This window comes from Phenylobacterium sp. (assembly GCF_035309685.1).
Taxonomy (GTDB): domain Bacteria; phylum Pseudomonadota; class Alphaproteobacteria; order Caulobacterales; family Caulobacteraceae; genus Phenylobacterium.
Genome location: NZ_DATGEX010000027.1, coordinates 35,238 through 49,648, shown reverse-complemented (window position 1 = coordinate 49,648; position 14,411 = coordinate 35,238). Strand labels below are relative to the sequence as shown.

Below are 14,411 nucleotides of genomic sequence, written 5' to 3'. Positions count from 1 at the left end.
TCGTTAACAGCTGTGGCAGAAGTTCGCTGTATGTTCTGTGGATAACAATATCCGGTTAACCATACTTGCCTGCGACTCGTTGGTTTCTCTAACAAAAGGTCAATTGGAGTCATTTACTCCCAATTCATCCCATGTTACCCCGTTCGTACTTCGCTAACCAAACCCGGACGTTGGGGCGGCCGGTTGGAGGGCGAGGCGCGGGACCGCTGGCGGGGCGGTTGGTTTTGGGGCTTGGGCTGTGTTTCTCTCCACCTTCGAGAAACAGCTGGACGGAAAGCGGCGCATCGTGGTGCCGGCGGATTTCCGCGCCCAGACCGCAGGGCCCTTTGACGGCGTCTTCTGCTTCCCCTCCATCGAGGCCGACTGCATCGAGGGTGGCGGCAAATCCTTGTTCGACCGTTACGTGGGCGTGATCGAGGAGCTGGAGTTCGGCGACCCGATCCGCAGCGCCCTTGAGGTCTCGGTGCTGGGCGGCATGGCCCAGCTCTCCTACGACACCGCCGGGCGCATCACGCTTCCGGAAATCCTCTGCGAGCAGTTCGGCCTGACCGACTGGGTCGTGGTGGTGGGGCTGGGCGACCGCTTTCAGATCTGGAGCCGCGAGGCCTTCCAGGCGCACCGCGCCGCCCAGCGCGAGGTGGCCCGCGAGGGCCTGGCGACGATGCGCGCCCAGCAGCGCGCCGCGAAACTGGCTGCGGGATCAGCCGGATGAACGCACCGCATGTGCCCGTCCTGCTCGACGAGGTCGTGGATGCGATGCAACCCCGCGCCGGCAAGCTTCTGGTCGACGGCACCTTCGGGGCCGGCGGCTACAGCCGCGCCCTGCTGAACAAGGGCGCCAGCGTCATCGCCTTCGACCGTGATCCAAGCGCGGCGAAGTTCGCCGGCGGCCTGCCCGCCGACCGCTTCCGCCTGGTCGAGCGCCGCTTTTCCGAACTGGACGAGGAGACCGGCCTCGCTGCCGTCGACGGCGTGGTGCTCGACATCGGCGTCTCCTCCATGCAGCTGGACGAGGCCGAGCGCGGCTTCTCCTTCATGCGCGACGGCCCGCTGGATATGCGCATGGCGGCCGAGGGGCCCACGGCCGCCGACCTCGTGAACGAGGCCGACCCCGCCGAGATCGCCCGCATCCTGTTCGTCTATGGCGAGGAGCGCGAAAGCCGCCGGATCGCCCGCGCCATCGCGCGCCGCCGCGACGAGCAGCCCTTCACCCGCACTCTGGAACTGGCCGAGTTCATCGAGAAGACGCTGGGCGGCCGGCGCGGCGCCAAGGTGCATCCGGCCACCCGCTCCTTCCAGGCGATCCGCATCGCAGTGAACGAGGAGCTTTCCGAGCTGGAGGCCGGGCTGGCTGCCGCCGAGCGGGCGTTGAAGACCGGCGGCCGCCTCTGCGTCGTCACGTTCCATTCGCTGGAAGACAGAATCGTGAAGACCTTCTTCGCGGTGCGGGCGGGCAAGACTCCGGCGGGATCGCGCCATGCGCCGCCGCTGGCCACCGCCGCGGCGCCGAGCTTCCAGCTGCTGTTCAACGGCGCCCAATCGGCGTCGGAGGCGGAGCTGGCGGCGAACCCCCGGGCGAGGTCCGCGAAGCTGAGGGCGGCGGTGCGCACCGACGCGCCGGTGTGGAGGGCTGCAGCGTGAATTGGCTCAATCGCAGGGTCCGCGGATTCCGCCTGGTCGACCTCATCGCGCTTGGCCTGCTGGCCGTGTTGATCCTGGGCGTCTACCTGGCCAAGACCATGGCCGGCGGCGAGCGGGCGAAGATCGCCGCTGTCGAACGCCAGATCGGCGAGGAAAAGGCCCGCGTGCGCCTGCTGCAGGCCGAGGTCAGCCACCTGGAGCAGCCGGCGCGCATCGAGCGTCTGTCGGAGACCTATCTTGGCCTGGCGCCGGTCTCCGAGCGGCGCGTCGCCGATCTGGACGCCCTGCCGGAGTTGGCGCGCAAGCCCATCGCGCCCTCGGCCAAGCCGATCGACGTGACGCCTGACCCCATGGCGCTGGCCCCGGCCGAGCCCGCCGCGCCGCTGGCCGCTCCGACCCAGGTGGCCGCGCGATGAGCCTGGGCCAGCTCAGCTTCGGGCCTTCGTGGTTCTCGCGCCGCCTGGCCGGAATGATGTGGCGTTTCGAGCACGCCTTCGAGCGCGCCCGCGCCTCCGGCCGGGCCGAGGACGACACCCGCATCCGCATCTTCTTCGTCCTGATTCTGTTCAGCCTGGGCTTCGTGGTGCTGGCGATCGGCGCGACCCGCGCGGCGCTGTTCTCAAAGGCCGGCGAGGGTGACGGCTATTCGACGCCGATCGGGGCGGCGCGGGCCGACCTGGTCGACCGCAATGGCCAGATGCTGGCCGCCGACCTCCTGCACTATGGCCTCTACATCGACCCGCGCGAGATCTGGGACGCCGGCGAGACGCGCCGCGTCCTGGCCGCCAACCTGCCGGACCTGACGCCGGAGCGGCTGGAAAAGGCCTTGCGCGCCGGGCGCCGCACCTTCGTGATCGGCGGCCTCACGCCGGAGGTCCGCGCCCAGATTCACGACCTCGGCCTGCCGGGCGTAAGCTTCGAGCCGGAGCAGAAGCGGGTCTATCCGCTGGGCTACACCGCCGCCCACCTGGTGGGCTTCGCCGACACCGGCGGCCAGGGCCTGGCCGGCGCGGAAGCCGCCCTGAACCAGGAGGTCCGCGAGGCCGCCGCCAGCAATGGCGCGGTGCCGCTCTCCATCGACCTGCGCATCCAGGCGGCCCTGGAAGACGAGCTCTACAAGGCCACCGCCCAGTTCCATCCCAAGGGCGCCGCGGGCGTGGTGGTCAATGTCCACACCGGCGAGATCCTGGGCCTGGCGAGCTTCCCCACCTACGACCCCAACAAGCCGGGCGCCTATAGCCTGAGCGCGCGCCAGAACCGGGCGGCCAACGCGATCTATGAAATGGGTTCGACGTTCAAGGGCTTCACCATCGCCACCGGCCTCGACCTCGGCATCGCGACGCCCACCTCGACCTTCGATGCAACCCACCCCTTCATGGTCGGCAACCGCCCGATCACCGACTACCACGCCACCCACGCCGTCCTGACCCTGGTCGAGGTGTTCCAGCACTCCTCCAACATCGGCACCGCGCGGCTGGGCGAGTCCATCGGGCCGGAGCGGCTGCATGCCTATTTCGACAAGTTCGGCCTGACCCAGCCGGCGAAGACGGAGCTGCTGGAATCGGCGCGACCGCTGACGCCGCGCATCTGGAACGAAGACGCAATCGCCTCAACCTCCTTCGGGCACGGGATCAACGTCACGCCGCTGGCGGTGGCCCGGGCCTATTCCGGCCTGATGAACGGCGGAGAGCTCCTACCGCTGACGATCAAGAAGCTGCCGGCCGGCACGGTGGTGCATGGCCCGCGGATGGTGTCGGAGCAGACGGCGCTCACCTTGCTGCAGATAATGCGCTCAAACGTCAGCTGCACCTGCGGCTCGGGCAAGTCGGCGAACATTCCGGGGCTGAACGTCGGCGGCAAGACCGGCACCGGCGAGAAGTGGGACCCGGCGATCAAACACTATTCGAACACCCGGCAGGTTTCATCCTTCGCCGCCGTCTTCCCGACCGACGGCCCGCTCACCGCCCCGCGCTACTTCGTGCTGGTGCTGCTGGACGAGCCGCAACGGACCGCGACCAGCGGCGACCCCACCGGCGGCATCGTCGCCGCGCCGGCCGCGGGCCGCGTGATCGAGCGGATCGCGCCGATCCTGGGCATCCAGAAGCGCGCCGAGACCAATCCCTTCCCGCCGCCCGACTCCCAGGCCGCCCCTGACGTGGGAGAGGAGCATTGACCATGCGCCTGTCCGACCTCGTGAAGCGCGACCTGTCGGTCGACCCGCAGATTCAGGGTGTCACCGCCGACAGCCGCAAGGTGCGGCCCGGCTGGCTGTTCGCGGCGCTCCCGGGCGCCAAGGTCGACGGCCGCAGCTTCGCGCCGCGCGCGCTGGAGCAGGGCGCCGCCGCCATCCTGGCCGGCCGCGAGATCGAGGGCGTCTCGGCGCCGCTGGTGATCGCGTCCGACCCGCGCCGCGCCTATGCCCTGGCCGCCGCCGCCTTCTGGGGCGCGCAGCCGGCGACCTGCGTCGCGGTGACCGGCACCAACGGCAAGACCTCGGTGGCGGGCTTCTGCCGCCAGATGTTCGCGTCCGCCGGCTTCAAGGCCGCCTCTATGGGCACGCTGGGTGTCCGCGTCAGCGCGCCGGGGATCGCGGACGAGCAGGTGACCCCGCCGGGGCTCACCACCCCCGACGCCGCCGACGTCGCCGAGCTGATGGCGCGCGTGGCGCAGTCCGGCGTCACCCACCTCGCGTTGGAAGCCTCCTCGCACGGCATCGATCAGCGGCGCCTGGACGGGGTGAAGCTGACGGCGGCTGGGTTCCTGAACCTGACCCAGGACCATCTGGACTATCACGGCACCATGGGCGTCTACCGCGCCGCCAAGCTGCGCCTGTTCGAGACCCTGCTGACGCGGGGCAAGACCGCGGTGCTGAACGCCGACAGTGACGCCTACGCAGCGTTCGCCGGGACCGCCGTCAGCGCCGGCCAGGGCGTGATGAGCGTCGGCGAGGCGGGGCAGGGGCTTCAACTGCTGGACCGCCGCCTGCTGCCCAATGGCCAGGCGCTGAAGATCGCCCATTTGGGCAAGACCTATGACGTGACCCTGCCGCTGGCCGGCGCGTTCCAGGCCTCCAACGCGCTGGTCGCCGCGGGCCTGTGCATCGCCGCGGGGCTCTCGCCCGAGCAGGCCTTCGCGGGGCTGGAAAAGATCGAGGGGGCTCCTGGCCGGCTGCAGCGGGTCGGGACCGGTCCGCGGGGGGGCGAAGCCTATGTGGACTACGCCCACACGCCGGACGGGCTGGAGACGGTGCTCAAGGCCCTGCGTCCTCACGTGCGCGGCAAGCTGATCGTGGTGTTCGGCGCCGGCGGCGACCGCGACCGCGGCAAGCGCCCGCTCATGGGCAGGATCGCCGCCGACCTCGCCGACCTCGCCATCGTCACCGACGACAACCCGCGCAGCGAAACCCCCGCCGCCATCCGCGCCGAGATCATGGCCGGAAACGCTGGCCTCAAGGAAATCGGCGACCGGCGCGAGGCGATCCGCGCCGCCGCCGCCGAGCTCTCCGAGGGCGACATCCTGGTGGTCGCCGGCAAGGGTCACGAGCAGGGCCAGACCGTGGGCGACGTGGTCCATCCCTTCGACGACGTTTCCGAAGCCGCGGAAGCTCTCCATGGCTGAGCCGCTCTGGACCTCTGCCGAGATCGCAGCGGCCACCGGCGGCAAGCTCCGCGGCGACGCCTTCGTCGCCAGCGGCGTCTCCATCGACACCCGCTCCATCGAACCTGGCGACCTGTTCGTGGCGCTGGGCGGCGTCCGCGACGGCCACGAGTTCGTAGATGAAGCGAGGGGCAAGGGCGCGGCCGGCGCGCTCGCCTCGCAAGCCGTGTTGGGCTCGGCGGTGATGGTGGACGATACGCTTGCGGCCTTGGAGCGGCTGGGCGAAGCCGCCCGCGAGCGCGCGCCCAAGGCCAGGCGGGGCGCCGTCACCGGTTCGGTGGGCAAGACCAGCGTGACGCAGGCGATCATGGCGGGGCTGAAGCTGGCCGGCCGGGCGCACTCGTCGGTCAAGTCCTACAACAACCACATCGGCGTCCCGCTGACGCTGGCCCGCATGCCCAGCAACACCGAGCGCGCGGTGTTCGAGATCGGCATGAACCACGCCGACGAAATCCGCCCGCTGACCCGCATGGTCCGGCCGCACGCCGCGGTGGTGACCACCGTCGGGCCCGTCCACACCGAGAACTTCCCGGACGGCGAGACCGGCGTCGCCCACGCCAAGGCCGAGGTGTTCGAGGGCCTGCAACCGGGCGGCGTCGCCGTGCTGAACGCCGACGACCGCTGGTTCGGCCTCTTGAAGACCGAGGCGGAGAAGGCCGGCGCCGAGGTCCGCACCTTTGGCCGGGCAGAAGGCTGCGACGCGCGGCTGATCGATTTCCAGGGCGATGAGGGTCATGCTGTGGTGCAGGCCCGCTGGCACGGCCAGGGCCTGGACTTCCCGATCCTGCAGACCGGCCAGCACTGGGGCCTGAATTCCATGGCCGTGCTGCTGATGCTGGAAGCGCTCGACGTCAGCCTGAGCGACGGCCTGGCCGCGCTCGGCAGCTTCGAGCCGCTGGAGGGCCGGGGCGCCGAGCGCACCGTGACCCTGGCCCAGGGCGGCTTCACGCTGATCGACGAGAGCTATAACGCCAACCCCGTCTCCATGGCCTCGGCCATCGCCACGCTCGGCGCCCGCAAGACCGCCGGGCGGCGGATCGTGGCCCTGACCGACATGCTGGAGCTGGGCCCCCATGCGCCCGGCTACCACGCCGCCCTGGCCGAGCCGCTGAGCGACGCCAAGGTCGACCTGGTGTTCGCCGCCGGCCCTCTGATGCAATCGCTGTGGGACGCCCTTCCGTCGACTCGGCGCGGCGGCTACGCCGGGACAGCGGCGGAGTTGGCGCCGCTGGTCGCGCGGACCGCAGAGCCCGGCGACGTGGTGATGGTGAAGGGCTCGAACGGATCGAAGGCGGGGCTGATCGCCCAGGCCTTGCGCTCGCTCGACGTCCGGCCAGGGGAGGCCGGCTGATGTTCTATTGGCTCTATGAGCACTTCTCGATGGGTGGCCACAGCCACGTGACCATCCTGAACCTGCTCCGCTACCTCACCTTCCGCACCATGATGTCGGTGCTGACCGCCCAGGTGGTCGTCGTGGCCATGGGCTCGCGCTTCATCCGCTGGATGCAGGCCAAGCAGGGCAAGGGCCAGCCGATCCGCGCCGAGGGCATCCAGCGCCACATCGTCGAGAAGGCCGGCACGCCGACCATGGGCGGGGTGATGATCCTCGCCGGGCTGGGTGTCGGCACCCTTTTGTGGGCGGACCTCTCGAACATCTACGTCTGGGCGGTGCTGTTGGTGACCGCCGGCTACGGCCTGCTGGGCTTCCTCGACGATTATTCCAAGGTCACCAAGCGCTCGACCGACGGCATCTCCGGCAAGGCGCGCCTGGTCATGGAGAGCGCTATCGCCATGGCCGCGATCGCGCTGATCATCCTCTTCGCCGCCAAGCCGCCCGAGGCGCCGAACCTGCTCACCTCGGTGGCCTTCCCGCTGCTGAAGGGCGTGGTGGTGAATCTGTCGTGGTTCTACCTGGTGTTCGGAGCCTTCGTGATCGTCGGCGCCGCCAATGCGGTCAACTTCACCGACGGCCTGGACGGCCTGGCGACCGTGCCGGTGATGATCGCCGCCGCCGCCTACGGCCTGATCGCCTACCTGGTCGGCAACTTCATCTACGCCAACTACCTGCAGCTCCACTTCGTGCCCGGCGTCGGCGAGATCGCCATCTATCTGGGGGCCATGATCGGCGCTGGCCTGGGTTTCCTTTGGTACAACGCGCCGCCCGCCCGCATCTTCATGGGCGACACCGGCTCGCTGGCCTTGGGCGGCGGCCTGGGCGCGGTGGCCGTGGCCACGCGCCAGGAGATCATCCTGGCCCTGATCGGCGGCCTGTTCGTCGCCGAGACCCTGTCGGTGATCATCCAGGTCGCCTGGTTCAAGCGGACCGGGCGCAGGATCTTCCTGATGGCCCCGATCCACCACCATTTCGAGAAGCTCGGCTGGTCGGAGTCGACCGTCGTGATCCGCTTCTGGATCGTCTCGATCATGCTGGCCCTGCTGGGCCTGGCCACCCTGAAGCTGCGGTAGGGGAGGCCAGGCGCACGCCATGATCCCGGTCCGCGGCTTCGAGGGAAAGACGGTCGCCGTGTTCGGGCTCGCCCGCACGGGCCTCGCCGCCGCGCGGGCGCTGGTGGCCGGCGGCGCGCAGGTGGCGCTGTGGGACGAGAAGCCGGAAAGCCGGGCGGCGGCGCAGGCCGAGGGCCTGCCGCTGGTCGACCTTGCCACCGCCGACTGGTCGCAGTTCGCAGCCCTCATGCTGTCGCCCGGCGTGCCGCTGACCCATCCGGCCCCGCACTGGACCGTGGAGAAGGCCAAGGCCGCCGGCGTCGAGATCGTCGGCGACATGGAGCTTTTCGCGCGCACCGTGAACGCCGCGCCCGAGCACAAGCGCCCGAAGATCGTCGCGGTCACCGGCACCAACGGCAAGTCGACCACCACCGCGCTGATCGGCCACGTCTGCGCCCAGGCCGGCCGCGACGTGCGCATCGGCGGCAACATCGGCGTCGGAGTCCTCGACCTCGAGGACATGCACGGGGGCGCGGTCTACGTGCTGGAGATGAGCTCCTACCAGCTCGACCTGACCTCCAGCCTGCACGCCGATGTCACCGTCATCCTCAACATCTCGCCCGACCATCTGGAACGGCACGGGACGATGGAAAACTACGTCGCCGCCAAGCGCCGGATTCTCGCGAACCAGGGCAAGGGCGACACCGCGGTGATCGGCGTCGACGACGCCTGGGGCCAGCAGATCTGCACCGAGATCACCGCCGCCAACCGCCGCACCATCGTGCCGGTCTCGGCGTCCAAGGCCATGGGCCGCGGGGTCTATGTGCTGAACGGCCTGCTCTATGACGCGATGGGAGAGCGCGCCCAGGAGGTCGCCGACCTCAACCGCGCCCGCTCGCTGCCGGGCCGCCACAACTGGCAGAACGCCGCCGCCGCCTATGCCGCGGCCAAGGGCCTGGGCATCGATCCGCAGGAGGCCGCCGAGCACCTGCTGACCTTCCCGGGCCTGGCGCACCGGATGGAGACGGTGGCGACGCTGGGCCGCGTGCGTTTCGTCAACGACAGCAAGGCCACCAACGCCGACGCCGCGCGTCAGGCGCTCTCCAGCTATCCCAAGTCCTACTGGATCGCCGGCGGCCGGGCGAAGACCGGCGGCATCGAGCCGCTGGAAGACCTCTTTGGCCGCGTCGCCAAGGCCTATCTCATCGGCGAGGCCTCCGCCGATTTCGCCAAGACCCTGAAGGGCAAGGCGCCGGCCGTCGAATGCGGCGCGCTCGATGTCGCGGTGGCCCAGGCCTACGCCGACGCGTCGAAGGCCGGCGGCGACGCCATCGTCCTGCTGTCGCCCGCCTGCGCCTCCTTCGACCAGTACCCGGACTTCGAGGCGCGCGGCGAAGCCTTCAGAGCCGCCGTGCAACGACTCACGCATGCTGCCAAAGGTGCGGCATGACCGTGGCCACGCCCGATCAGCCCCGCACGCCGTCTTCGCGCGCCCAATCGTCTCGCGCCCAATCTTCGCGCGCCCAAGCCACCCACGCCTTCGCCCGCTCCGACCGCTCGCCGGTGGGCGTGTGGTGGTGGACGGTGGATCACTGGATCCTGGGCGCCGTCGCGCTGCTCATCGCCATCGGCATGGTCATCGCGTTCGCCGCCAGCCCGGCGGCGGCGGCGCGGATGAACATCGGCGACCCCTTCCACTTCGCGGTGCGCCAGTGCGTCTTCGCGGCTGGAGCGGCGATGATCCTGATCGTCGTCTCGATGCTCGACGTGAAGAACGTCCGACGAAGCGCCTTCTTCATCTGGCTGATCGCCATCGCCATCATGGTGGCGTTGCCCTTGCTCGGCCACAACGCCAAGGGCGCGACGCGCTGGGTGGAGTTCGGCGGCTTTTCGCTGCAGCCGTCGGAGTTCATGAAGCCTGCCCTGATCATCCTGGTCGCCTGGATGTTCTCCGAGGGCCAGAAGGGCAATGGCGTGCCCGGCGTCTCCATCGCCTTTGGGCTCTATTTCGTCTCGATCGCTCTGTTGCTGATCCAGCCGGACATTGGCCAGACGGTGCTGATCACGGTGGCCTTCGGGGCGGCGTTCTGGATGGCCGGCGTGCCGATGTCCTGGGTGATGGGCCTGGGCGCGGCGGCGGTCGCGGGCCTGGGCTCGACCTATTTCCTGTTCCCCCACGTGGCCAGCCGGGTCGACCGGTTCCTGTCGCCGGACAAGGCCGACACCCACCAGGTGGACGCCGCCAAGGTGGCCCAGGCGGCCGGCGGTTTCTTCGGGCGCGGCCCGGGCGAGGGCGTGCTCAAGCGCGCCATCCCCGACGCCCACACCGACTTCGCCGCCTCGGTGGGCGCCGAGGAATTCGGCCTGGTGTTCCTGATCCTGGTGATCTCGCTGTTCTGTTTCGTGGTGGTCCGCGGGCTCTACCGGGCGATGAAGCTCAACGACCCCTTCGAGCAGGTGGCGGCCGCCGGCCTCTTCGTGCTGGTCGGGCAGCAGGCGATCATCAACATCGCGGTGAACCTCGACCTGATCCCGACCAAGGGCATGACCCTGCCGTTCATCAGCTATGGCGGCTCGTCCATGCTGGCCATGGGGCTGACGCTCGGCATGGCGCTGGCGCTGACGCGGCGCCGGCCCGGCGCCTATACCGTCGGCGAAGGCCTCGCCAAGGCCGGCGCGTTCGCCTAAGCGAACCCATGCGCCAGAAGCTTCATGCGTAAGACAGCCGTTCTCGCCGCCGGGGGCACTGGCGGACACCTGTTCCCCGCCCAGGCGCTGGCCGAGGTGCTGATCGCGCGGGGCTGGTCGATCGTGCTGGCCTCCGACGAGCGGGTGGCGGGCCTGTCGCAGGACTTCCCGGCCGAGCGCCGCATCGGGCTTTCCGCCGCCACCTTCCGCCGCGGCGACCCGATCGGCATGGCCCGCGCCGGGATCGCCGTGCTGCGGGGCGCGATGCAGGCCCGCGCCCTCTACCGCGAGATCGGACCGCGCGTGGTGGTGGGCTTTGGCGGCTACCCGTCCGCCCCGGCCCTGGTGGGCGCGCTGATCGACAGGCGACCGACGGTGATCCACGAGCAGAACGCGGTGATGGGCCGCGCCAACCGGATGCTGGCGGGCCGGGTGACCCGCGTCGCCTGCGCCTTCCCGACCCTCCTCAAGGCGCCAGCCGACGTCGCCGGCCGCGCCACCGTGGTCGGCAATCCGGTGCGCCCGGCGATCCGGGCGCTCGCCGATCTGCCCTATACGCCGCCGGGCGCGGAGGGGCCGATCCGCCTGCTGGTCACCGGCGGCAGCCAGGGTGCGCGCCTGCTCTCCGAGCTGGTCCCGGAGGCTATCGCCGCCCTGCCGGACGGCCTGCGCCAGCGGCTGATGGTGCAGCAGCAGACCCGACCGGAATCCATGGAGGTCGCGCGGCGCACCTACCGCAACGCCGTGGTCGACGCCGAGATCGCGCCGTTCTTCCGCGACATGGCCAGCCGCCTGGGGTCAGCCCACCTGGTGATCGGCCGCTCCGGCGCGGGCTCGGTCTGCGAGTTCGCGGTGGCCGGCAAGCCCGCGATCCTGGTGCCGCTGGCCATCGCGCTCGACGACGACCAGGGCCAGAACGCCAAACTGCTGGCCGACGCCGGTGGCGCGGAGGTGGCGCGCGAAAGCCAGCTCACCGTCGAGAGCCTGTCCGGCGCGCTGGAGAAGCTGCTGACCAACCCCGCGCGCCTGGCGCGCATGGCCGCGGCCTCCCGCGCCGTCGCGATCCCCGACGCGGCCGAGCGCCTCGCCGACGTGGTCGAGCAGACCGCCGGGGTCTAGGCGATCGCCGCGCGACGCCGCCGCAGCGCCGCGCCGGCCAACCCGAAGCCCGCGATCATCAGCGCCCAGGCCGAGGGCTCAGGAACCGTGACGTCGTAGCCGATCGCCTGCAGGGCGGTCACCTCGGGAGAGCCGAGGTTCAGGTGCAATTGCGGCTTGCCCGGGCAGCCGAACGCGTCCTGGACGTTCTGCGGGCCGCTGCAGCTTGTCTTCCAGTCCGCATAGTCGGAGCCGCCGCCCACCTGGTTGAAGTCCTGGACGTCGGTATTGCCGCCATCGTAGGAGAAATACGACTTGGCGTGGGGATCGGTGGTGAAGCTGGCGACGCCAGGCGCGCCGTAGCGATAAAGGTCCTCGGCGCCCATGTAGGTCAAATTGCCGCCGAAGGGATGCGCTCCGAAGGGTTGAGAGACGAAGGTGCCGGGGCCGCCAATGCCGAGCACCTCGTCCACCTCATGCTGGATCACGTTGTTGGCCGGGTAGAGGCCGCCGTTCGGGGTGTTCGTGAAGTCCATGATCGCCGTGTTGAGCGAGACGACGCCGTCGAACGTTCCATCGCCCGCAAGGCCGTCGGCCCCCAGGAAGCCGGGCGCGTCATAGCCAAGCGCGCGGAAGCCGGCGGCGGTCGCGATAATGATGTCGGCCTTGTTGCCGGCTGCGAGGTTTGCGGGCTGGAGCGCGGTCGACAGGACGGTGTTTTGCGGATTGCTGAGCGAGTTGCCCGTCAGGCCGCCGAAAACGTAGTCCGAGTAGCTGTCGAAGTAGAGAGCCGTATTGCTGCTGCCCAACCCACCGCCGGTCTGGAAGTCGATGCTCACTGTCGCTGGGTTGGTGAACACGCTGTAGAAGCTGACGGCGTTGTTAATCGCGGCCTCGACCGCGGCCGCGTTCGACAGGCTCGTGATCGACGAGTCGAAGGTGGCGTTGATCGTCAGGGCGTGGCCCTGGCTTGCCGCCGCGAGCAGTGCCGAGGCCGCGACGGCGCCGAGCAGGCGCTTACGGTCAAAGAGCCGAGTCCGGGACATCTGCTGCCCTCCCCAAAAGCGGTGTGAGCGGAACCCCCCGATCACCCCAAAACAAGCGGCCGCGCACGGCCCGTCGAACGAGGGAAACGGCAACTGTCGGCGCCAATCCGCATCCGCCGCGCAGCCCTCGACCTGGGGTAGTGTCGCCCGGTCTGAAATATTGTCAATTCTGTTACCGTCACAGGCGAATTCGGCCCATTTGATACGTGTTTGCAACGGCGTCGACCTGCGCCAACGACGGTGCCGCCGAGCTCGCGAGCGGCTATGATCCGCCGTCGGGCCGTTCGGCCTCGGGGAGAGCGTCCATGAGAATCACCGCGGCGGCCCTGGTCTCATGGCTGTGTCTGGCCGGCCCCGCGGCCGCCGCGCCGCTGGCCGCCTGGGTGCAGATGACCGGGGCCGGCGCCCAGGTCCGCGCGGTCGCCGAGGGCGAGGCCTGTCCGGTCCTGGAGGTGGACGGCAAGGCCGCGCGCATGACGCTGCGCGCCGCGCCGAGCGAGGCCTTCGCCAACAGCGTCTGCGAAGCCGCGTTGCCGAGCGGGGTGAAACACGCATCGGTTGCAGGTCAGGCCCTGCCGCTGCCACGGACCCTGCCGCAGCGGATCGTGATCCTGGGCGATAGCGGCTGCCGGCTGAAGGGTAAGGTGATCCAGAACTGCAACGACCCGGTCGCCGGCTGGCCCTTCGCCCGGGTGGCCAACCTGGCGGCGGCCCAGAAGCCTGACCTGGTGATCCACGTGGGCGACTACTACTATCGCGAGACGCCGTGCCCGGCCGGGGCGGCGGGCTGCGCGGGCAGCCCCTACGGCGACCGCTGGCCGTCGTGGAAGGCCGAGCTGTTCGACCCGGCGGCCGGTCTGCTGGCCGCGGCCCCCTGGGTCTTCGCGCGCGGCAACCACGAAGACTGCCAACGGGGCGGCGCGGGCTGGTTCCGCCTGCTGGACGCCGACCTCAAGGTGAGGGCCTGCCCCGCGCACAGCGACACCTTCTTGGTGGACATCGGCGGCGTGAGCCTGGGCGTCCTAGACAGCGCCGACCCCGACGACAGCAAACCGGTCCCCGCCGAGGCCGAGGCCTTCGCGCACGACCTGAAACCGCTGGCGGCGGCCAAGCAGCCGGTCTGGCTGATCACCCACCGGCCGCTCTGGGAGATTTTCCGCACCGGCCCGGCGCTGACCGACACCGGCGGCAACGTCAACGAGCGCCAAGCCGTCAAGGCCCAGGGGCTGGGCAAGACCGAGACCATCCTCGCCGGTCACCTGCACACCTTCTACAGCTTGGATTTCGGGGCCGGACGGCCGAGCGAGCTGGTGGTCGGCACCGGCGGCGACGTGCTGGACTCAGACAAGGCCTCGTCTGTGGTCCAGGCGACGATCCCGGTGGACGGAAGCCAGGCCCAGGCCTTCGGCATGGACCGCTTCGGCTATTTCGTCCTCGACCGGCAGGGGCGCGGCGACGACTGGATCGGCGTCTTCCACGACCTCACCGACAAGCCGATCGCCCGGTGCGCGCTGCACGCCGGGCGTCTGACCTGCGCGGCGGTCTAAGCCGGGGCGAAAGCCGCGCGCCGGCGGCGGAGCGCGGCGCCGGCCAAGCCGAAGCCCGAGATCATCAGCGCCCAGGCGGCCGGTTCCGGCACGGCGCCCAGTTGCGCCTGGAAGGTCGCCGTCTCGGCCGTGGTGCGGAAGCTGAAGGCGCCGGCGGTGGTGTTGTAGCTGGCGCCGAGGTTCTTCTGGGAGATGCCGGTCAGCGAGAAGTTGCTCTGCAGGTCGTAGCCGCCAAGCGGGCCGCCGACGTACAGGAGGGCGAGGCCAGTCGTGATGTCGCCCATGCCGA

The 14,411-nt window shown here is 70.2% G+C and carries 12 protein-coding genes and 1 pseudogene; 11 read left to right on the top strand and 2 right to left on the bottom strand.

The genetic code is table 11. The annotated features are described in order from the left end of the window. Positions 1-238 precede the first annotated feature (238 nt). The 10 genes from VKQ35_RS09185 to murG are packed head-to-tail and all read left to right on the top strand — an operon-like array spanning position 239 to position 11,550. The gene (locus tag VKQ35_RS09185; RefSeq protein ID WP_324360775.1) at positions 239-712 is read left to right on the top strand and encodes a division/cell wall cluster transcriptional repressor MraZ; all 474 of its coding nucleotides are present in this window, start codon (positions 239-241) and stop codon (positions 710-712) included. Beyond that, positions 709-1,641, top strand: coding sequence for a 16S rRNA (cytosine(1402)-N(4))-methyltransferase RsmH (rsmH, locus tag VKQ35_RS09180; protein WP_324360773.1), 933 nt, complete (start codon positions 709-711; stop codon positions 1,639-1,641). Before VKQ35_RS09185 ends, rsmH begins: the two co-directional genes overlap by 4 nt. Next, positions 1,638-2,057 carry a cell division protein FtsL gene (gene ftsL, locus VKQ35_RS09175; protein ID WP_324360771.1) on the top strand — a complete coding sequence of 140 codons (420 nt, stop codon included), beginning with the start codon at positions 1,638-1,640 and terminating at the stop codon, positions 2,055-2,057. The genes rsmH and ftsL overlap by 4 nt, the downstream gene beginning before the upstream one ends. Further along, positions 2,054-3,814, top strand: a complete 1,761-nt coding sequence (locus VKQ35_RS09170; protein WP_324360769.1) for a penicillin-binding protein 2 — start codon at positions 2,054-2,056, stop codon at positions 3,812-3,814. The genes ftsL and VKQ35_RS09170 overlap by 4 nt, the downstream gene beginning before the upstream one ends. Beyond that, a complete protein-coding gene (locus tag VKQ35_RS09165; protein WP_324360767.1) occupies positions 3,811-5,259 on the top strand; it encodes a UDP-N-acetylmuramoyl-L-alanyl-D-glutamate--2,6-diaminopimelate ligase in 1,449 nt (482 codons plus the stop codon). Before VKQ35_RS09170 ends, VKQ35_RS09165 begins: the two co-directional genes overlap by 4 nt. Beyond that, the gene (locus tag VKQ35_RS09160; protein WP_324360765.1) at positions 5,252-6,649 is read left to right on the top strand and encodes a UDP-N-acetylmuramoyl-tripeptide--D-alanyl-D-alanine ligase; all 1,398 of its coding nucleotides are present in this window, start codon (positions 5,252-5,254) and stop codon (positions 6,647-6,649) included. The genes VKQ35_RS09165 and VKQ35_RS09160 overlap by 8 nt, the downstream gene beginning before the upstream one ends. Beyond that, positions 6,649-7,764 (top strand): phospho-N-acetylmuramoyl-pentapeptide-transferase, encoded by a 1,116-nt coding sequence (gene mraY, locus VKQ35_RS09155; RefSeq protein ID WP_324360763.1) that lies wholly within the window; start codon positions 6,649-6,651, stop codon positions 7,762-7,764. The genes VKQ35_RS09160 and mraY overlap by 1 nt, the downstream gene beginning before the upstream one ends. Before the next feature lie 19 nt (positions 7,765-7,783). Then, positions 7,784-9,193, top strand: coding sequence for a UDP-N-acetylmuramoyl-L-alanine--D-glutamate ligase (gene murD, locus VKQ35_RS09150; RefSeq protein WP_324360761.1), 1,410 nt, complete (start codon positions 7,784-7,786; stop codon positions 9,191-9,193). Next, complete coding sequence (gene ftsW / locus VKQ35_RS09145) at positions 9,190-10,431, top strand: putative lipid II flippase FtsW (RefSeq protein WP_324360759.1); 1,242 nt, start codon at positions 9,190-9,192, stop codon at positions 10,429-10,431. Before murD ends, ftsW begins: the two co-directional genes overlap by 4 nt. A gap of 24 nt (positions 10,432-10,455) precedes the next feature. Further along, complete coding sequence (gene murG / locus VKQ35_RS09140) at positions 10,456-11,550, top strand: undecaprenyldiphospho-muramoylpentapeptide beta-N-acetylglucosaminyltransferase (RefSeq protein ID WP_324360757.1); 1,095 nt, start codon at positions 10,456-10,458, stop codon at positions 11,548-11,550. Here the strand turns inward: murG and VKQ35_RS09135 are convergent. Beyond that, positions 11,547-12,791: an NF038122 family metalloprotease gene (locus VKQ35_RS09135; protein ID WP_324360755.1), complete on the bottom strand. Its 1,245-nt coding sequence runs from the start codon at positions 12,789-12,791 to the stop codon at positions 11,547-11,549. The two genes, murG and VKQ35_RS09135, sit on opposite strands and share 4 nt — an antisense overlap. Before the next feature lie 89 nt (positions 12,792-12,880). Between VKQ35_RS09135 and VKQ35_RS09130 the strand changes: the two genes are divergently transcribed. After that, on the top strand, positions 12,881-14,122 hold the full coding sequence (locus VKQ35_RS09130; RefSeq protein WP_324360753.1) for a metallophosphoesterase: 1,242 nt from the start codon (positions 12,881-12,883) through the stop codon (positions 14,120-14,122). Here VKQ35_RS09130 and VKQ35_RS22045 read toward each other — a convergent pair. After that, a pseudogene (locus VKQ35_RS22045) lies at positions 14,119-14,220 on the bottom strand (PEPxxWA-CTERM sorting domain-containing protein); the annotation flags it as partial. The gene VKQ35_RS09130 and the pseudogene VKQ35_RS22045 overlap by 4 nt on opposite strands. Between the last annotated feature and the right edge of the window lie 191 nt (positions 14,221-14,411).

Coding starts and splice junctions, on each gene's coding strand:
- VKQ35_RS09170 (WP_324360769.1), top strand. CDS start 2,054: ATGAGCCTGGGCCAGCTCAGCTTCGGGCCTTCGTGGTTCTCGCGCCGC.
- rsmH (WP_324360773.1), top strand. CDS start 709: ATGAACGCACCGCATGTGCCCGTCCTGCTCGACGAGGTCGTGGATGCG.
- VKQ35_RS09160 (WP_324360765.1), top strand. CDS start 5,252: ATGGCTGAGCCGCTCTGGACCTCTGCCGAGATCGCAGCGGCCACCGGC.
- mraY (WP_324360763.1), top strand. CDS start 6,649: ATGTTCTATTGGCTCTATGAGCACTTCTCGATGGGTGGCCACAGCCAC.
- murD (WP_324360761.1), top strand. CDS start 7,784: ATGATCCCGGTCCGCGGCTTCGAGGGAAAGACGGTCGCCGTGTTCGGG.
- ftsW (WP_324360759.1), top strand. CDS start 9,190: ATGACCGTGGCCACGCCCGATCAGCCCCGCACGCCGTCTTCGCGCGCC.
- murG (WP_324360757.1), top strand. CDS start 10,456: ATGCGTAAGACAGCCGTTCTCGCCGCCGGGGGCACTGGCGGACACCTG.
- VKQ35_RS09130 (WP_324360753.1), top strand. CDS start 12,881: ATGAGAATCACCGCGGCGGCCCTGGTCTCATGGCTGTGTCTGGCCGGC.